17 protein-coding genes are annotated in these 17,678 nt (G+C 68.7%); 8 read left to right on the plus strand and 9 right to left on the minus strand.

Features of this window, described 5'->3' with window-relative positions:
• Positions 1-81: 81 nt before the first annotated feature.
• On the minus strand, positions 82-1,536 hold the full coding sequence (gene guaB1, locus KV397_RS10205; protein ID WP_131492199.1) for a GMP reductase: 1,455 nt from the start codon (positions 1,534-1,536) through the stop codon (positions 82-84).
• A gap of 160 nt (positions 1,537-1,696) precedes the next feature.
• On the opposite strand from guaB1, the gene KV397_RS10210 reads away from it, so the two are divergent.
• A complete protein-coding gene (locus KV397_RS10210) occupies positions 1,697-5,383 on the plus strand; it encodes a multifunctional oxoglutarate decarboxylase/oxoglutarate dehydrogenase thiamine pyrophosphate-binding subunit/dihydrolipoyllysine-residue succinyltransferase subunit (protein ID WP_248569563.1) in 3,687 nt (1,228 codons plus the stop codon).
• A gap of 67 nt (positions 5,384-5,450) precedes the next feature.
• On the opposite strand, the gene KV397_RS10215 is transcribed toward KV397_RS10210, so the two are convergent.
• The 3 genes from KV397_RS10215 to KV397_RS10225 are packed head-to-tail and all read right to left on the minus strand — an operon-like array spanning position 5,451 to position 7,690.
• The gene (locus KV397_RS10215) at positions 5,451-6,752 is read right to left on the minus strand and encodes a GNAT family N-acetyltransferase (protein WP_261811213.1); all 1,302 of its coding nucleotides are present in this window, start codon (positions 6,750-6,752) and stop codon (positions 5,451-5,453) included.
• Positions 6,753-6,785: 33 nt separating this feature from the next.
• Complete coding sequence (locus tag KV397_RS10220; protein WP_047524397.1) at positions 6,786-7,031, minus strand: zf-HC2 domain-containing protein; 246 nt, start codon at positions 7,029-7,031, stop codon at positions 6,786-6,788.
• Entirely contained in the window at positions 7,028-7,690 is a 663-nt protein-coding gene (locus KV397_RS10225) for a sigma-70 family RNA polymerase sigma factor (protein ID WP_047524398.1), read from the minus strand. The genes KV397_RS10220 and KV397_RS10225 overlap by 4 nt, the downstream gene beginning before the upstream one ends.
• Positions 7,691-7,760: 70 nt before the next feature.
• On the opposite strand from KV397_RS10225, the gene aroA reads away from it, so the two are divergent.
• From aroA to bcp, 3 genes are read left to right on the plus strand one after another with little or no spacing between them, the layout of a single operon-like run.
• A complete protein-coding gene (gene aroA / locus KV397_RS10230) occupies positions 7,761-9,077 on the plus strand; it encodes a 3-phosphoshikimate 1-carboxyvinyltransferase (protein WP_261811214.1) in 1,317 nt (438 codons plus the stop codon).
• 2 nt (positions 9,078-9,079) lie between these two features.
• Positions 9,080-10,150, plus strand: coding sequence for a ribosome small subunit-dependent GTPase A (gene rsgA / locus KV397_RS10235; protein WP_261811215.1), 1,071 nt, complete (start codon positions 9,080-9,082; stop codon positions 10,148-10,150).
• A 9-nt stretch (positions 10,151-10,159) separates the two neighbouring features.
• A complete protein-coding gene (gene bcp, locus KV397_RS10240; RefSeq protein ID WP_047524401.1) occupies positions 10,160-10,633 on the plus strand; it encodes a thioredoxin-dependent thiol peroxidase in 474 nt (157 codons plus the stop codon).
• A gap of 51 nt (positions 10,634-10,684) precedes the next feature.
• Here the strand turns inward: bcp and KV397_RS10245 are convergent, their stop codons facing one another.
• Entirely contained in the window at positions 10,685-11,071 is a 387-nt protein-coding gene (locus tag KV397_RS10245) for a hypothetical protein (RefSeq protein ID WP_227991555.1), read from the minus strand.
• Between the two features lie 229 nt (positions 11,072-11,300).
• Here KV397_RS10245 and KV397_RS10250 point away from each other — a divergent pair, with 229 nt between their 5' ends.
• The gene (locus KV397_RS10250) at positions 11,301-11,549 is read left to right on the plus strand and encodes a WhiB family transcriptional regulator (RefSeq protein ID WP_017203224.1); all 249 of its coding nucleotides are present in this window, start codon (positions 11,301-11,303) and stop codon (positions 11,547-11,549) included.
• A 64-nt stretch (positions 11,550-11,613) separates the two neighbouring features.
• Here KV397_RS10250 and KV397_RS10255 read toward each other — a convergent pair whose 3' ends face one another.
• Complete coding sequence (locus KV397_RS10255) at positions 11,614-13,098, minus strand: sensor histidine kinase (protein ID WP_047524403.1); 1,485 nt, start codon at positions 13,096-13,098, stop codon at positions 11,614-11,616.
• 24 nt (positions 13,099-13,122) lie between these two features.
• On the minus strand, positions 13,123-13,509 hold the full coding sequence (locus KV397_RS17425) for an Rv3235 family protein (protein WP_047524404.1): 387 nt from the start codon (positions 13,507-13,509) through the stop codon (positions 13,123-13,125).
• A gap of 130 nt (positions 13,510-13,639) precedes the next feature.
• On the opposite strand from KV397_RS17425, the gene KV397_RS10265 reads away from it, so the two are divergent.
• Positions 13,640-14,251, plus strand: coding sequence for a hypothetical protein (locus KV397_RS10265; RefSeq protein ID WP_261811217.1), 612 nt, complete (start codon positions 13,640-13,642; stop codon positions 14,249-14,251).
• On the opposite strand, the gene KV397_RS10270 is transcribed toward KV397_RS10265, so the two are convergent.
• On the minus strand, positions 14,239-14,517 hold the full coding sequence (locus KV397_RS10270) for a helix-turn-helix domain-containing protein (protein ID WP_131492206.1): 279 nt from the start codon (positions 14,515-14,517) through the stop codon (positions 14,239-14,241). The genes KV397_RS10265 and KV397_RS10270 overlap by 13 nt on opposite strands.
• 97 nt (positions 14,518-14,614) lie before the next feature.
• Here KV397_RS10270 and KV397_RS10275 point away from each other — a divergent pair, with 97 nt between their 5' ends.
• Positions 14,615-15,235, plus strand: a complete 621-nt coding sequence (locus KV397_RS10275) for an SAF domain-containing protein (RefSeq protein ID WP_261811218.1) — start codon at positions 14,615-14,617, stop codon at positions 15,233-15,235.
• Positions 15,232-16,509, plus strand: coding sequence for an AAA family ATPase (locus KV397_RS10280; RefSeq protein WP_261811219.1), 1,278 nt, complete (start codon positions 15,232-15,234; stop codon positions 16,507-16,509). The genes KV397_RS10275 and KV397_RS10280 overlap by 4 nt, the downstream gene beginning before the upstream one ends.
• Here KV397_RS10280 and KV397_RS10285 read toward each other — a convergent pair.
• The gene (locus KV397_RS10285) at positions 16,400-17,626 is read right to left on the minus strand and encodes a pyridoxal phosphate-dependent aminotransferase (RefSeq protein WP_047524408.1); all 1,227 of its coding nucleotides are present in this window, start codon (positions 17,624-17,626) and stop codon (positions 16,400-16,402) included. The two genes, KV397_RS10280 and KV397_RS10285, sit on opposite strands and share 110 nt — an antisense overlap.
• Between the last annotated feature and the right edge of the window lie 52 nt (positions 17,627-17,678).

Below are 17,678 nucleotides of genomic sequence, written 5' to 3' on the forward strand. Positions count from 1 at the left end.
AGTGGGGCGATGTTCTACAACTGGGAGGGTCGTCCATTATGGGGACGATTGTATCGAATGAGGACGGGCTCGCGCTCGCGCTCACCAACTGACCGGCAGCGCCTTGCCCTCTTCGTATCCCGCTGCCGACTGGAGGCCGACGAGCGCACGGTCGTGGAACTCGGGCACGGTCGACGCTCCCGCGTAGGTGAACGACGAACGTACGCCCGAGGTGATCATGTCCAGCAGGTCCTCCACGCCGGGCCGCAGGGGGTCGAGGTAGATCTTCGACGAGGAGATGCCCTCGGCGAAGAGCTCCTTGCGCGCACGCTCGTACGCGTCGAGCCGGCCGAACCGCGCCTGCACCGCCTTGGTCGACGCCATGCCCCAGGACTCCTTGAAAAGACGCCCGTCGCCCTCGTGCTGCAGCTCCCCCGGAGCCTCGATGGTTCCCGCGAACCAGGAGCCGACCATGACGGAGGCCGCACCGGCGGCAAGCGCCAGCGCGACGTCGCGGGGGTATCGCACCCCGCCGTCGGCCCAGACATGTGCGCCGAGCTCCCGTGCGGCCTGCGCGGTCTCGAGGACCGCCGAGAACTGCGGTCGACCGACCGCCGTCATCATGCGGGTCGTGCACATGGCCCCGGGCCCGACACCGACCTTGAGGATCGAGGCGCCCGCGTCGACCAGGTCGGCGACGCCGTCGGCGGTGACGATGTTCCCCGCCACGATCGGGAGCCCCAGGTCGAGATCGGCGACCGCGCGAAGCGCCCGCAGCATGCCTTCCTGGTGTCCGTGTGCCGTGTCGACGACGAGCACGTCGACGCCTGCTCCGGCGAGTGCCCTCGCCTTGGCGGCGACGTCGCCGTTGATGCCGACGGCCGCGGCCACCGCCAGACGACCGTCAGCGTCGAGCGCCGGCCGGTAGAGAGTGGACCGCAAGGCGCTGCGTGCGCTCAGAGTGCCCACGAGGTGACCGTGGTGGATCACCGTCACCATCTCGACACCGGCGTCGGTGATGACGTCGAACGCGTGCCGCTCCGAACCGATGTCGTCGGCATCGATCGACGGCGTACCCCGATGGACGAGGTCGCCCAGTTGCGCATCCGGCAGCGCCGTGGCGAGTCGGACTGCGGGGAGGATGCCGACGATGCGCCCCACGTCGATCGGTGCGTCGCCGCGGGCCACGACGATCCCGTGTCCGCTCGTCGCCGGAAGCAGGCGGAGCGCATCGGCGACGGACGCTTCCGGCGGCAGCACGATCGGGGTGTCCCAGAGGACCGGCTGCGCCTTCACCTCGCGAATCGCGGAGTCGAGATCCTGCAACGGCAGGTCCTGCGGAAGAACACCGAGAGCGCCGCGTCGCGCGAGCACCGCCGCGATGCGCGGACCCGTCACGGAGTTCATGTTGGCGGCGACGATGGGCAGGGTCGCGGGGGTGCCGTCCAGGGGCGCCAGATCGACCTGGAGGCGGCTGCTCACCGCGGATCGGCGCGGCACGAGGAAGACGTCCGAATAGGTCAGATCGACGGCCGGCTGCGCTCCTGAGAATTCCATGTCTCCACGGTACCCAGATCCCCTCGCCACGGGCGCATGGCTTCGACGAATCCCCGAGCGAAACACGTTAGGCTTGTTGGTCGAGAGCGTGCGGGCCCGAACGCATCCTGCGACGACGTCCGCACCAGAGAGCTTCAGCGATGAAAGAGGGCGATCGAGCGTGTCGAACCAGGTGACCGGCGTCAACGGCGACGGGGGGTTCGGAGCCAATTCCTGGCTCGTTGAAGAGCTCTACGAGCAGTTCAAGGTGGACCGCGACTCCGTCGACAAGGAGTGGTGGCCGATCCTGGAGAAGTACCACTCCGACGCGGCGTCCGCGGCTCCTTCCACGGGCACGGCGACGGCTGCTGCGCAGGCACATCCCGTCACCGCCCCGATCCCCGTGATCGGCTCGCAGCCCGTGGCACGTACCACGGCCAAGCCGGCCGCGACGGCGCCGATCCCCGCCCAGGCTCCCAAGCCCGCGCCGAAGCCCGAGGCGAAGGACACCACGGACGTCGTCGAAGAGGACAAGGTCACTCCTCTGCGCGGCTTGCCGAAGACGTTGGCCGCCAACATGGACGAGTCCCTGACCGTCCCGACCGCGACCAGCGTGCGCACCGTGCCGGCGAAGCTGATGATCGATAACCGCATCGTCATCAACAACCACATGTCACGCACCCGTGGCGGCAAGATCAGCTTCACCCACCTCATCGGCTGGGCCCTCATCCGCACGCTCGACGAGTTCCGCAGCCAGAACGTGTTCTACGCCGAGGTCGACGGCAAGCCCTCCGTCGTCGCCCCGGCCCACGTCAACCTCGGCATCGCGATCGACCTGCCCAAGCCCGACGGCACGCGCGCTCTCATGGTGCCCAGCATCAAGCGCGCCGACACCATGTCGTTCACCGAATACCTCTCCGCCTATGAAGACCTGGTCACCCGCGCCCGCGGGAACAAGCTGACCGCCGGCGACTTCCAGGGCACCACGGTCTCCCTCACCAACCCCGGCGGTATCGGCACCGTGCACTCCGTGCCTCGCCTGATGAAGGGCCAGGGCTGCATCATCGGAGCCGGTGCCCTCGAGTACCCGGCCGAGTTCCAGGGCGCCAGCGAGAAGACCCTCAACGAGCTGGCGATCGGCAAGACCATCACGCTCACCAGCACCTACGACCACCGCGTCATCCAGGGTGCGGGGTCCGGCGAGTTCCTCAAGAAGGTGCACGAGCTGCTCATCGGCCAGCGCGGCTTCTACGACGACATCTTCGCCGCGCTGCGCATCCCCTACGCCCCGATCCGCTGGAACCCCGACATCGCGGTGGACCTCGCCGAGCGCGTCGACAAGCAGTCCCGCGTGCAGGAGCTGATCAACTCGTTCCGCGTGCGCGGTCATCTGATGGCCGACATCGACCCGCTCGAATACGTGCAGCGCTCGCACCCCGACCTCGAGATCGAGAGCCACGGCCTCACGTTCTGGGACCTGGACCGCGAGTTCGTCACCGGAGGGTTCGGCGGTCGCCGCGTCGCGAAGCTCCGCGACATCCTCGGTGTGCTCCGCGACTCGTACTGCCGCACCCTCGGCATCGAGTACATGCACATCCAGGATCCGGAGCAGCGCCGCTGGTTCCAGGAGAAGGTCGAGGTCAAGTACCAGAAGCCCGGCCACGACGAGCAGCTGCGGGTTCTCCGCAAGCTCAACGAGGCCGAAGCGTTCGAGACCTTCCTGCAGACGAAGTTCGTGGGTCAGAAGCGCTTCTCCCTCGAGGGCGGGGAGTCTCTGATCCCGCTCCTCGACGAGATCCTCCAGGGCGCAGCCACCGCCGGGCTCGAGGGCGCGGCCATCGGCATGGCCCACCGTGGCCGACTCAACGTGCTCACCAACATCGCCGGCAAGACGTACGGTCAGGTGTTCCGTGAGTTCGAAGGCACGCAGACCCCCGGCAACCAGCGCGGCTCCGGCGATGTGAAGTACCACCTCGGCACCGAGGGAACCTTCGTCGCCGATGACGAGTCCGAGCTTCCGGTCTACCTCGCCGCCAACCCGTCACACCTCGAGACGGTCGACGGGGTGCTGGAGGGCATCGTCCGCGCCAAGCAGGACCGCAAGCCGATCGGCACCTTCGCGTGGCTGCCGATCCTCGTGCACGGCGACGCCGCCTTCGCGGGCCAGGGCGTCGTGGTCGAGACACTGCAGATGTCGCAGCTGCGCGGCTACCGCACGGGTGGCACGATCCACGTCGTCGTGAACAACCAGGTCGGCTTCACCACCACCCCGAACGACGGTCGCACCTCGATCTACTCGACCGATGTGGCCAAGACGATCCAGGCGCCGGTGTTCCATGTGAACGGCGACGACCCCGAGGCCGTCATCCACGTCGCCCAGCTCGCGTTCGAGTATCGCGAGCGTTTCCACCGCGACGTCGTGATCGACCTCGTCTGCTACCGCCGACGCGGCCACAACGAGGGTGACGACCCCTCGATGACGCAGCCGCTCATGACCGACCTCATCCAGGCCAAGCGCTCGGTGCGCCGCCTGTACACGGAGTCGCTCGTCGGTCGTGGCGACATCACGGAGCAGGAGTACGACGAGGCCAAGGCGGACTTCCAGAACCGTCTGGAGATCGCCTTCGCCGAGACGCACGCAGCCGAGACCGGCGCCCTGGACGTGACCCCGGACGCCCCGCCCGTCGATGACACGGTCGGTGCTCCGGACGTGACGGGTGTGCCGAGCGAGGTCATCCAGCTGATCGGTGACGCGTTCGTGAACAAGCCCGGCGGCTTCACGGTGCACCCGAAGATCCAGCAGCTGCTGGAGAAGCGTCTCGACATGAGCCGCAACGGAGGCATCGACTGGGGCTTCGGAGAGCTGTTGGCCTTCGGCTCCCTGCTCGTCGAGGGCACTCCGGTGCGACTCGCGGGCCAGGATGCGCGTCGCGGCACCTTCGTGCAGCGGCATGCGACCCTGCACGACCGCGCGAACGGCCAGGAGTGGCTGCCGCTGTCGAACCTGTCGGACGCCCAGGGCCGCTTCTTCGTCTACGACTCGCTGCTGAGCGAGTACGCCGCCCTCGGGTTCGAGTACGGCTACTCGGTGGAGGCGCCGGAAGCCCTCGTCCTGTGGGAAGCACAGTTCGGCGACTTCGTGAACGGTGCTCAGTCGGTCATCGACGAGTACATCTCGGCAGCCGAGCAGAAGTGGGGCCAGCAGTCCAGCGTGACCCTGCTCCTCCCCCACGGCTACGAGGGCCAGGGCCCCGACCACTCCTCGGCGCGGATCGAGCGTTTCCTGCAGCTGTGCGCGCAGGAGAACATGATCGTCTCCCGTCCGTCGACGCCCGCGTCGTACTTCCACCTCCTGCGGCGCCAGGCGTACGCCCGTCCGCGCAAGCCGCTGATCGTCTTCACTCCGAAGGCGATGCTGCGCCTGCGGGGCGCGACGAGCCCGGTCGAGGCCTTCACCCAGGGTCGGTTCGAACCGGTCATCGACGACGACCGCGGTCTCGACCGCGCTGCCGTCAAGCGCGTGCTCGTGCACTCGGGCAAGGTGCACTGGGATCTGCGCGCCGAGCTCGAGAAGAACCCGAACCCCGAGGTCGCGCTCGTCCGGCTCGAGCAGCTGTACCCGACGCCGATCGACGAGCTCAAGACGATCACCGATTCCTACCCCGGCGCCGAGCTCGTGTGGGTCCAGGAGGAGCCGGAGAACCAGGGCGCCTGGCCGTTCCTCGCGCTCGCCTTCGCGGACGTCCCGGGAGACCGGTCGTTCCGTCCCGTCTCGCGCCCCGCGTCCGCCTCGCCGGCGACGGGCTCGTCGAAGGTGCACGCGGCCGAGCAGGCCGAACTGATCCACGCGGCCGTCACGCTCGACTGATCCGCAGACGAGGACGGGCGCCGCGACTTCGGTCGCGGCGCCCGTCCTCGTTTCCGTCCAGCTCCGGTCAGTACCAGATGTCGAGCGAGGGCGACGGGAACGCGACCAGCGCCTTGTCGAAGGCGTCGATCGCGGCACGATCCCCGGTGAGACGGCCGGCGCCGTGCAACGAGGACGCCCGAACCCCACCGGCGTAGAGCGACGACAGCGTCGAGACGTCGAGCTCGATGTCGGCGGAGCCTCCGTGCGCCTCCTCGACGGTCGCGATGCCCGACTCGTCCACGCGCAGCCGCCAGTCGCCGGCGGTGAATCCCAACGGGTCCTCGACCCGCAGGACCGTGTCGAGCGGTGCCGAATAACCCCGCGCGGTGAGGGCGGCCGGGAGGTCGAGGATGCGCAGCCAGCCGTGGTCGTGCACCTCCTGCTTCACGCCACGCGGATCGGCGACGAGCCACGGCAGCGGGTCATCCAGCGGACGGAGGTCGGCGACGACCTCGTCGACCAGATCGTGCTGCAGCACGAAGCGCCAGAGCGCGGTGCGTGCATCGGCCGTCTCGGCGACGAGCAGACGCACGTCCATCCGGAACCGGAAGGTGCCGCTCGCCTCGCTCACCGTGTACGCCAGGACGCCGCGGAGCACTCCGTCCTCGTCGAGGTAGCGCACGCCCCTGGCCTGGTCCCGATCCGGTGTCGGCGCGACTCCCGAGTACCCTTCCCATCGGCCCTGCCAGCCCGGGATCTGCCCGGGGACCTGTCGACGCGCACGCTCGTGCACGGTCCCGAGGTCGGCGGCCAGCGTGTCGCGATCGACGTATTCGAGGCGCCCGGGGGGCGTCGCACCGCCCCATCCCGCACGCCGCGTGTTCACGGTCAAACGTGCGACCGGTATCGCGGAGCCGAAGCCGTAGCGCCCGTAGATCGTCGCCTCGGAGACGGTGAGGCCCGCGACGGGAACGCCGGCCGATGCTGCGGCTCGCAACTCGCCCTCCAGCAGAGCCCGCGCGATCCCGCGGCGCCGGTGCGTCGCCGCGACGGTGACCGCGCTGATCGCCCACATGTCGATCTCGCCGCCGCCCGGGAGCGTGAGCGGCGTGATCCAGGCGTTCGTGGTCGCGATCGGAAGCGTCGCATCCGTCGCGTCGGGCTCGAACACGCCGATGTTGCGCCGAGCCGCGAAGGTCTTGGCGACCTGGGCGATCATGTCGCCCGTCGGCTCGGCTCCCAGGAACCCGCGGTCCACCGCGCGTTGGAATGCCGCCGAACGGGTGTCGTCCGACAGATCGACGACCCGGTATTCGAGCCCGGAGGTCGCCAGGCGTTCAGTCGAAGTGGGGTCTGCGGTCACGTCCCGCGCATCGATGGAGCTCATCCATCCACACTACCGAGGCGGTCGGACGCGACGTCAGTGCTGCGCGGCCTGAGCCTCACGCAGACGCGCGAACACCTGATCGCGCAGCTGCTCCGGAGCCGTCTCCTTGCAGGCGCGGGCGATGACCTCGGTGAGGGTCGTCGCCACCAGCGCCTCGTCACGGCACGAGGGGCAGTTCTCCAGATGCTCGCGGATCTCGGTGTGCTCGGTCTTGCACACCTCGTTGCGGAGGTACTCCTCCAGATCCTGACGCGCTTTCTCGCAGCCGCAGTCGCTCATCCCTTGCTCCTCGTGTCAGCCGCGGCGATGCCCCGCTCGGCGGCGTAGTCTGCCAACAGCTCCCGCAGCATCCGCCTGCCACGGTGCAGGCGGCTCATCACGGTGCCGATGGGCGTCTTCATGATGTCCGCGATCTCCTGGTACGCGAATCCCTCGACATCAGCGAGGTACACCGCGAGTCGGAAGTCCTCCGGGACGGCCTGCAGAGCGTCTTTGACGACCGAGGCTGGCATCCGGTCGATCGCCTCCGCCTCCGCCGAACGACTGTGCGACGCGGTGGTCGACTCCGCACCGCCCAGCTGCCAGTCCTCGAGCTCGTCGATCGTGCCCTGGAACGGCTCGCGCTGCCGCTTGCGGTAGATGTTGATGTACGTGTTCGTGAGGATGCGGTACAGCCACGCCTTGAGATTCGTCCCCTGCGAGAACGTCGACCAGGAGCCGTACGCCTTCACGAACGTCTCCTGCACGAGGTCTGCGGCGTCCGCCGGATTGCGCGTCATGCGCATCGCGGCGGCATAGAGCTGATCCATGAAAGGGATCGCCTGCTCCTCGAATTCGCGCCGAGGGTCGCTGACGGTGTCTGCGGTTGCGGTGTCGTCCATCACCGGCCAGTCTAGGCCGCTGAGGTCGATCACCTCGCGCTCCAACGTCGCCGGCATTCTCTCTCCTTCACCTCGGGAGCCTCGTCTGTCGCGCCGAAGCTCCCTGCGTTTACTAAGGTGAGAACCGATGAGCGCCAACAGGTATTCCCCCATCCGCGCGCAGGGTGCCTTTCCTGCGCCCACCACCGATGTGCCCGTGCATGCCGAGCTCACGATCCCCGGCTCGAAATCGCTGACGAACCGCGAGCTGATGATCGCCGCGATCGCAGACGGCCCCGGCCGGCTGATCGCGCCGCTGCACTCCGACGACTCCGCCCGCATGGTCGATGCGCTGCGCGCGCTCGGCGTCGGCATCGAGGAGGTGGAGGCCGGTCACGAGTTCGGTCCCGACCTGGTCGTCACCCCGGCGAAGCTCCGCGGCGGCACGACGATCGACTGCGGACAAGCCGGTACCGTGATGCGCTTCATCGCTCCGCTCGCGGGGCTCGCCGAGCACGACGTGCACCTCACCGCCCACGAGACGGCCCTGCACCGACCGATGGGCGGACTCATCAGCGCCCTCCGCGACCTGGGCGTCGACATCGACGATGAAGGCACCTGGTCCCTCCCGTTCACCATTCGCGGTCACGGACGCATCCGTGGCGGCCGCGTCGAGGTCGACGCCTCCGCATCGAGCCAGTTCGTCTCCGGTCTCCTGCTCGCCGCTCCCCGGTTCGATGTCGGGCTGCACCTCGTGCACACCGGCGAACACCTCCCGAGCCTGCCCCACATCGACATGACCATCGAGGCGCTGAGCCGTCGCGGCATCCGCATCGAGCGTCCCGCCGTCGGTGAGTGGCTCGTCGAGGCCGGCGTGCCGCGCGCCAAGGAGCTCGCGATCGAACCCGATCTCTCGAACGCGGCGCCGTTCCTCGCCGCGGCACTCGTCACCGGCGGTTCGGTGGCTGTCACCGGTTGGCCCGCGCACTCCACACAGCCGGGCGCGATGCTGCCGGACATCCTGCAGGCTTTCGGTGCCCATGTCGGACGCCACGGCGGCACGCTCACGGTGCGAGCGGGCTCGAGCATCCGCGGCCTCGATCTCGACCTCTCGGCAGCGAGCGAACTCACCCCGACGCTCGTCGGTCTCGCCGCCTTCGCCGAGACCCCCACCACGATTCGCGGCATCGGCCACATCCGCCTTCACGAGACGGATCGGATCGCCGCGTTGATCGGCAACCTCCGCGCGCTCGGCGGGGAGGCCGAGGAACTCCCGGATGGGCTGCGGATCATCCCGCGCCCGCTGCACGGAGGAGAGTGGGCGGCGCACCACGACCACCGCATGGCCACGACCGGCGCACTCATCGGGCTGCGTGTCCCCGGCGTCGTGATCGACGACATCGGCACGACCGCCAAGACCCTCCCGGAGTTCACGATGCTCTGGGAGCGGATGCTGCGGGGCTGACGGTGAGCTGGCTCGACGACACCGACGACCTCGACGACGACTTCGAGGACTACGACGAGAGCACCATCCGCACCCGTCCCAACCCGAAGGCCAACCGCCCCAGGACCAAGCGTCGCCCGGCGCATGAGGATGCCGAAGTCGGCAGGGTGCTCGGCGTGGACCGCGGTCGCTACTCCGTGCTCGTCGGCGAAGACACCCCCGACGAGCGCATGATCACCACGACGAGAGCCCGGGAGCTGCGTCGCATGCCCATCGTCACCGGCGATCAGGCGCGCGTGGTCGGCGACACCTCCGGTGACGAGGGAACGCTCGCCCGCATCGTCGGCGTCGTGGAGCGTACGTCCCTTCTCCGGCGCAGCGCCGACGACACGGACCAGGTGGAGCGGGTGATCGTCGCGAACGCCGACCAGATGCTCGTCGTCGTGGCGGCTGCCGACCCGGAGCCGCGTGCGCGTCTCGTCGACCGGTACCTGGTCGCGGCGCTCGATGCCGGGATCCGCCCCCTTCTCGTTGTGACGAAGACGGACATCGCGGACCCGACGGAGTTCCTCACCCATTTCGACGGCCTCGACCTGCGGGTGTTCACGAGCGCACAGGAAGAGATGCCGGTGGACGAGATCGGCGCCGCCCTGGTCGGGCACTCGACCGTCTTCGTCGGGCACTCCGGCGTCGGCAAGTCCACCCTCGTCAACGCGCTCGTCCCGACGGCCGGACGCGCCACGGGTCACGTGAACCAGGTCACCGGACGGGGGCGACACACCTCCTCCTCCACGGTGTCGCTCCGGTACCAGGGCGCCGAAGGGACCGGCTGGGTGATCGACACCCCCGGCGTCCGCTCCTTCGGTCTCGGTCACGTGGATCCGGCGAACATCCTCGCGGCCTTCACCGAACTCGCCGAGATCGCGGAGAACTGCCCGCGTGGCTGCACGCACCTGGCGGACGCTCCCGATTGCGCGCTCATCGAAGCCGCCGATCGGGGCGAGCTGGGCGAGACCGGGCGCGCGCGCCTCGACTCGCTCCAGCGACTGCTGCAGACCTTCGCCGACAAGGCGGAGCAGGCCCCCGGCCGGTAGGCTGGAGGCGTGACCCAGCGCCTGGAACCCGGTACCGCAGCCCCCGACTTCTCCCTCCTCGACCAGGACGGGAACCTCGTCCGTCTGGCAGACCTGCGCGGCGAGAAGACCGTGCTGTACTTCTATCCGGCGGCAATGACGCCCGGATGCACCACCCAAGCCTGCGACTTCCGCGACAGCATCTCCTCGCTCCAGGGCGCCGGCTACCGGGTCATCGGCATCTCACGCGACGAGCCGGCGACCTTGGCGAAGTTCCGCGAGCGGGACGCCCTCACGTTCCCCCTCCTCAGCGACCCCGACCACTCGGTCCATGTCGCCTACGGCGCCTGGGGCGAGAAGATGAACTACGGCAAGGTCGTCGAAGGCGTCATCCGCTCCACGTTCGTCCTCGATGAGGACGGGAAGATCGACATCGCCCTCTACAACGTCAAGGCCACCGGCCACGTGGCGCGGCTGCGCAAGCAACTCGGCATCGACGCCTGACCCGGTTGGCGGCGGCGCGGCCGCGGCGTCGACACGGGCACCGCACGGAGCTCACTCCGGCGCGCGCTGCGCGCCTTCTCGTCGTGCGCTCGTGATGAGCAGGGCGAACCCGAGCAGAGCCGGAAGTCCGACGCCGAGGGTGAACGTCCAGGAGACCGGTTGAACCGTCAGGGACGCGAGGGCGAGCGCGACGGCCAGCACCTGGAGCACCACCCCTCCCGAACGCGCCCACGACTTGCCGGCGCGCGTTCCGAACGCGAATGCCGCGAGAGCGGCCGCACCGATCAGCGTGAGAACGATGAGCGCGATGGCGGTCGGCAGCGACGACGCGTCGCCCGCTCCGAGACCCGCGAGTTCGATGATCGCGAACACCAGGAGCGCCACCGCTTCGAGGGCAAGGACCCCTGCGGCCGCGAGGGCGATTCCGGGTGCGCGCACAGTGTCTCCCAAGGATCGAAAGAGGAGAAAACCCTTGATTTCAGGGTATTCATGTAACAGAATAGAGAAAGTCATGTGCTCCCACAGCGGCGTGGGGCGGGCGTTCACGCTCGCATCACAATTCGCGGCATTCCGTCCGCATCTCAACAGGGTAGCCGAACCCGAACAGCTACCCGAATCCGAGAAATCGCACCGCGACATCTCTTGAAATCCACACCGAGGAGCCCCCATGGACTGGCGCGATAAGGCCGCCTGCCTGACTGTCGACCCCGAGCTTTTCTTCCCCGTGGGGAACACCGGCCCGGCCGTCGACCAGATCGAGAAGGCGAAGACCGTCTGCGCCACCTGCACGGTCACCGAGATCTGCCTGCAGTACGCCCTCGAGACCAGTCAGGACTCGGGCGTCTGGGGCGGCCTCTCCGAAGACGAGCGCCGTGCGCTGAAGCGCCGCGCCGCTCGCGCCCGCCGCGCCTCCTGAACTTCCGAAAGCGGCCCGAGATCGACTCTCGGGCCGCTTTCGCGTGTGCCGGGAGCGCCGGCCCTCAGCGGTCGAGCCAGCGGAGCGGGATGTCGATGACCACCTCGGTGCCCTCGCCGTCGCTCCCCCGCCACTCGATCGTGCCGCCGAGCTCGCCCTGGATGAGTGTGCGGATGATCTGCGTCCCGAGCCCCTGACCGATCCGGCCTTCCGGCAGGCCCAGACCGGTATCGCGCACCGTCACGCGGAGGTTCTCCTCCGTGCGCTTGGCGTCGATGGTCACGATGCCCTCTTGGCCTGCCAGACCGTGCTCGACCGCGTTGGTCACGACCTCGGTGAGCGCGAGAGCGAGCGGTGTCGCATACTCGCTCGGAAGCACACCGAAGCGCCCGGTCGACTGCGTGCGCGCGCGGGTGCTCGGCGCCGATGCCACCTCCGCCACGAGCTTGAGCACGCGGTGGAAGACCTCGTCGAAATCGACCTTCTGCGTGAGTCCCTGCGCGAGCGTGTCATGCACCACCGCGATGGCGTCGACACGGCGCATGGCCTGTGTGAGCGCGTCTCTGGCCTCATCGGAGTGCGTGCGGCGGGCTTGGATCCGCAGCAGCGAGGCCACCGTCTGCAGATTGTTCTTCACCCGGTGGTGGATCTCGCGGATCGTCGCATCCTTGGTGATGAGCTCCTGCTCCTGGTGACGGAGTTCCGACACATCGCGGCACAGCACGATCGCCCCGATGCGGGTGCCGTGGTCCTTCAGCGGGATCGCACGCAAGGACACCGTGACACCCCGCGCCTCGATGTCGGTCCGCCAGGGGGCGCGCCCTGTGACGACGACCGGGAGTGACTCGTCGACCTGCCGCGAAGGCGGCACCAAACGCGTGGTGACTTCGGCGAGGGACTCCCCCTCGAGTTCGTCGTCGAAGCCCATCCTGTTGAAGGCGGACAGAGCGTTCGGACTCGCGAACGTGCTGATCCCGTCCACGTCGATGCGGATCAGGCCGTCCGACGCGCGAGGGGCGCCTCGGCGCGGCGAGGTCGGTGCTGCGAGGTCGGGGAAGCTCCCGTCCGCGATCATCCGGAACAGGTCGTTCGCGCACTCGTCGAAGGTGATCTGCTGGCGAGACGGCGTCCGCAGCTCACCCAGGTTGGTGTGCCTGGTGACCACGCCGATCGCTGTGGGGGCTGTGCCTGTGTCCCGGCGTTCGGGCACGATCGGCACGGCTCGGACCCGCGTCGGCGTCTCCTCGAACCAGTCCGGCGATGAGGAATCCACGATCTCGGCCGACTCGAAAGCGCCCTGCACCTGCGTACGCCACTGAGGCCGGACCCGCTCCCCGACGATGTCACGATAGAAGAGCGTGGCCGCACCACTCGGGCGTGCGTGCGCGACCGCGATGAAGGAGCCGTCCTCGGTCTGGATCCAGATGACGATGTCGGCGGACGCGAGATCGGCGAGGAGCTGTCCGTCTCCGGCGAGACGATGGAGCCACTCCACGTCGCTGTCGGTCAGGAGGCCCTGGGCATGGGCGAGATCGCTGAGGGTTGACACCCTTCCAGCCTACGGTCAGATCGGTCAGAGAATCGCCAGGGAGGTCGCGCGCCAGCGTCGGTCGATCCCATCCAGTCTCACCGCGACCGCCCGCGTGCGCCCCGGTCCGGCCACCACGACGACCGCTTCGATGACCCCGTCGATCGGAGCCGTCACCCGCAGGGACCGGATCTCGAACGTCGGGCGAGCGGGAGCGACCCCGCGCGCGCTGCGCGCCCTCGCCGACAGGTTCGCCCGGGTCACCAGGCTGCGGAACGCGTCTTCGCTGAACCACCGCGCGAGCTGATCGACCTCACGGACGCCGGCGAGCACTTCGAGCACACCGCGGGTGAGACTGCGCAGGAGCGGTGCGGGATCGGGCAGTTCGCTGGTCGGTGTCGGCTGCGGAGCGAAGTACTCGTGAGGCGTCATGTCGATCTCTCGGTCGGGAAGGTCTGCGAGGTCGTCAGTACAGCACCGACCGTCGGGCTCCCGAACGCTGATCGAGGAAGTATGTGGATAACTCGTACGTCCGAAATCGGCGTCGCCTACGCTCGGTCGGGTGCACTGGGACCGACTGTTCGAAGACCTCGAGGGCCAACTGGCGTCCGAGTGGGAGGCCGAACGCGCCGTACTCGATGCGGAGTCGGAGAGGCTGCGCATCGCCCGGTTGGATCTGCGTGCGCGGCTGCGGGTTCTCTGCGGCTCCGACACGGACGCCCTGATCGACCTCGTGAACGGTCAACGCCTTCCGGTGACGGTGCGCACTCTCGGGGCCGACTGGATGGCCGTCGAATCGCGCGGCACCGGGGATGCCGTCCGCGCCCCGGCGGCCGCCCTTCTCGTCCCGCTGCACGCGATCGCCGGCATCACCACCGACCACGGCATGATCCTGGCGAGCCTCGAGGAGGCCCCTGTCAGCGAGCACGCACTCCGGGAGAGGATGACACTGGGCTTCGTGCTGCGTGATCTCGCGCGGCGCCGCGTCCCCGTACACCTCACCACCCGGGTGGGTGAGGTGCACGGCACGATCGATCGCGCGGCCGCGGATCACCTGGATCTGGCGGTGCACGACCCGGGGCAGGCGCGCCTCGCCGGTGCGGTGCAGGGCTTCCGCATCGTCCCGTTCTCCGCACTGGTCGCGGTGCGTACCGCGGGAGATCAGTTGCCGTGAGCCGACGAGATGCCCCAGACCTCGGGGAAGCTCGCCACCTGTGATTGCCTCCACAGCGCCATACGGCGAGACGTCTCCGATTCCTCGGCCAGATAGCCTTCCAGGCTCGACTCCTCCACGCGCCAGCGCGGCGGCGACCCGAGCTGAGTTCCTCGCAGTCTGCCCTCGTGCACGAGCTCGATCACCTCGCCCACTCCGATGCTCAGCAGCTCGGCGACCTGCGCGGGGGCGAGGAATCGCGGCGCGCGCGAGGACGGGGCTGACATGCCCCCATTCTCCCTGACACGCTCCCCCGGATCGGGTCGGACGGAACCCTGTGGATAACCGAGGAAGTCCTGTTTCGATCTCTGTGACGATAGCGCCATGCCTTTCCTCTCCCGACCTCGGCGCGCGTTCTGGGGCGACCTGCGGTTCCTCATCGGGATCGCTCTCGTCGCGCTCTCGATCACCGCCGTGTGGCTCATCATCGATGCGGCAGACGACGCGGAACCGGTACTCCGAGCCGACCACACCATCGTCGAGGGCGAGACCCTCACCGCGGACGACTTCCAGGTCGTCGAGGTGGGACTCGGGTTGCTGAGCGACGACTACCTCGGCCCCGAAGACCTGCGATCGGGGCAGATCGCGGCACGGACGATCGAGAAGGGCGAGATCGTGCCGTTGTCGTCTCTCACCGACGCGGACCGGAGCCGGAAGACCACGATCGTGATCGAGAGCAACACCGGCATCCCGGAGGAGGTGGAGCCCGGCACCGTCGTCGAGGTCTGGCACGCTCCGCCGATCGACGACGGGCGCTCGCGCGAGGCGCCCCGTATCCTCGTCGCCGACGTGATCGTGCGCGACGTGATCGAGCCGGACGGGGTCCTGGCTTCGGCGGGCACCCGGCTCGAGCTCGTGATCGACCGATCCGACGCGGCGGAGGTCCTCGCCGCGGTCACCGGCGGATCCGCCCTCTCGGTGCTGCCTGTCGGAGGCGCCTCATGACCGCGGTGGTCGTGGCAATCGCGGAGCCACGCGCGAGCGCACTGGCCGCCGAACTGGAGCTGGAGGGGATCGACGTGCTCGCGGTCCTGACGGCCGGCACTCCGGTCGTCGATCTGCCTCCCGGCACCGAAGCGCTCATCGTTCCGGCGACCCGGGCCGTGCTGACCACCGAGCTGATCTCGACGTGTGATCGTGCGGGAGTGCGCGTCCTCGCCCTCGGCGGAGCGGACAGCCGCCTGCGCGGACGACTCGGGTTGTCTGCACCACTGCCCACCGAAGCCACCGGCTGGGAGGTCGCCGCGGCGCTGGGCACCGAGACCGTCGACGCGCCACTGCCTCACGGCCCCGAGCCCCACCGCGTCATCGCCGTCTGGGGACCGCACGGCGCCCCTGGACGCTCGACTGTCGCGATCCAACTCGCGGTCGAACTCGCCCGGGCCGGCCGCCGCACGGCTCTGATCGACGCCGACACCGTCGCGCCGTCGATCGCCCTGCTGCTCGGGCTCAGCGACGACGCTCCCGGAATCGCCGCCGCCTGTCGTCGAGCCGAACGAGGTGCCCTCGACGACGACGAACTGTCCCGCTTGTCCACCCGAATCCTGAGCGGAGGTCAGGACGTCGAAGTTCTGGCGGGGATCAATCGCCCGAGCCGCTGGCCGGAACTGGCATCAGCCCGTCTCCGCACCACGCTGCAGGCCTGTCGTGGGTGGAGCGAGGAGACGGTCGTGGATGTGGCCGCAGCCTTCGACGCGGACGACGAGGTCACGTACGACCTCGCCGGGCCCCGTCGACACGCGGCGACCTCGGCGACGCTGATCGAGGCGGACCTGATCGTGGCCGTCGCGGCGGCGGATCCTCTCAGCATCAGCCGGTTCCTGCGTGACCACGCCGAACTGCGCCGCCTCACGGCCCCGACGCCCCTCGCCGTGGTCGTCAATCAGGTCAGGCAGGGTCCGCTCGGCATCGATGCGCGCAGGCAGGTCCGGCGCACCCTCGAGCGATTCGCGGGCATCACCGAGGTCACGTTCCTGCCCTTCGATCAGCGCGCTGCCGATGCCGCACTGCTGCACGCCCGGCCGATGACCGACGTCACGCCCCGTTCACAGCTCGTCGCCGGTGTGAGGAGACTGGCCGCGACCCTGTCTCCCACACGTCCGGAGCTTCCTACTGGCGGTAGCTCGAGAGGAAGTTCCCCAGTCGTTCGACGGCTTCGCTCAGTACTCGCGGCTCGGGCAGCGTCACCAGTCGCAGATGGTCGGGGGTCGGCCAGTTGAAGCCGGTGCCCTGCACCAGGAGGATGTGCTCGGAGACGAGGAGGTCGTAGACCAGGCGGGCGTCGTCCCTGATCTCGTGCACGTTCGGATCGAGACGCGGGAATGCGTAGAGCGCACCCTGAGGCTTGACGCAGGACACCCCGGGAATCGACTCCAGCCCTTCCCAGGCGATGTCTCGCTGCTCGCGCAGACGCCCGGTGGGAGCGATCAGCGCCTCGATGGACTGCACGCCCGACAGCGCGGCCTGGACGGCGTGCTGCGCAGGGACGTTCGGGCACAACCGCGTCGACGCCAGTAGCGTGATCCCCTCCAGGAAGCCCTTGGCGTGCCCCTGCGGGCCGGTGATGACCATCCACCCCGAGCGGTATCCCGCCACCCGGTACGTCTTGGACAAACCGTTGAACGTGAGGCAGAGCAGGTCGGGAGCGAGTGTCGCGGTCGGGATGTGGACCGCGTCGTCGAACAGGATCCGGTCGTAGATCTCGTCGGACAGGAGGAGCAGCTGGTGCTCCCGCGCGATCTGCACGAGACCTTCCAGGATTTCACGCGAATAGACGACACCCGTCGGGTTGTTCGGGTTGATGATGACCAGAGCCTTGGTGCGAGGCGTGATCTTCGAGCGGATGTCCTCGAGATCCGGCTGCCACTCGTCGTCCTCGTCGCAGAGGTAATGCACGGGCGTGCCTCCCGCGAGACTGGTCATCGCGGTCCACAGCGGATAGTCGGGGGCGGGGATCAGAACCTCGTCGCCCTCGTCGAGCAGAGCCTGCATCGTCATCGTGATGAGTTCGGACACGCCGTTGCCGAGGTAGACGTCATCGGGGTCGAACCGGGGGAACCCCTCGATCTGCTCGTACCGGCTCACGACCGCGCGGCGGGCGGAGATGATGCCCTTGCTGTCGCTGTAGCCGTGCGCCGTGGGCATCGCGGCGAGCATGTCGTGCACGATCTGGTGCGGTGCATCGAAGCCGAAGATGGCCGGATTGCCGGTGTTCAGCTTGAGGATCTTGTGACCCTCCGCTTCCAAGCGCGCCGCCTCGACGAGGGCGTTTCCGCGAATCTCGTACAGGACGTTCTTGAGCTTCGACGACTGGTCGAAGTTGCGCGTTGGGGTCATCGACCAAGCCTACAGCGACGAAAGGAGGGCCAATCCACCCGGACTGGCCCTC

Source organism: Microbacterium aurugineum (assembly GCF_023101205.1).
Lineage (GTDB): Bacteria > Actinomycetota > Actinomycetes > Actinomycetales > Microbacteriaceae > Microbacterium > Microbacterium aurugineum.

Excerpts from the sequence above, each read along its gene's own strand:
- KV397_RS10270 (WP_131492206.1), bottom strand. The coding sequence starts at position 14,517 with ATGTCAGCCCCGTCCTCGCGCGCGCCGCGATTCCTCGCCCCCGCGCAG.
- KV397_RS10220 (WP_047524397.1), bottom strand. The coding sequence starts at position 7,031 with ATGAGCGACTGCGGCTGCGAGAAAGCGCGTCAGGATCTGGAGGAGTAC.
- KV397_RS10250 (WP_017203224.1), top strand. The coding sequence starts at position 11,301 with ATGGACTGGCGCGATAAGGCCGCCTGCCTGACTGTCGACCCCGAGCTT.
- KV397_RS10215 (WP_261811213.1), bottom strand. The coding sequence starts at position 6,752 with ATGAGCTCCATCGATGCGCGGGACGTGACCGCAGACCCCACTTCGACT.
- aroA (WP_261811214.1), top strand. The coding sequence starts at position 7,761 with ATGAGCGCCAACAGGTATTCCCCCATCCGCGCGCAGGGTGCCTTTCCT.
- KV397_RS10275 (WP_261811218.1), top strand. The coding sequence starts at position 14,615 with ATGCCTTTCCTCTCCCGACCTCGGCGCGCGTTCTGGGGCGACCTGCGG.
- KV397_RS10225 (WP_047524398.1), bottom strand. The coding sequence starts at position 7,690 with ATGCCGGCGACGTTGGAGCGCGAGGTGATCGACCTCAGCGGCCTAGAC.
- KV397_RS10280 (WP_261811219.1), top strand. The coding sequence starts at position 15,232 with ATGACCGCGGTGGTCGTGGCAATCGCGGAGCCACGCGCGAGCGCACTG.
- KV397_RS10285 (WP_047524408.1), bottom strand. The coding sequence starts at position 17,626 with ATGACCCCAACGCGCAACTTCGACCAGTCGTCGAAGCTCAAGAACGTC.
- guaB1 (WP_131492199.1), bottom strand. The coding sequence starts at position 1,536 with ATGGAATTCTCAGGAGCGCAGCCGGCCGTCGATCTGACCTATTCGGAC.
- KV397_RS17425 (WP_047524404.1), bottom strand. The coding sequence starts at position 13,509 with ATGACGCCTCACGAGTACTTCGCTCCGCAGCCGACACCGACCAGCGAA.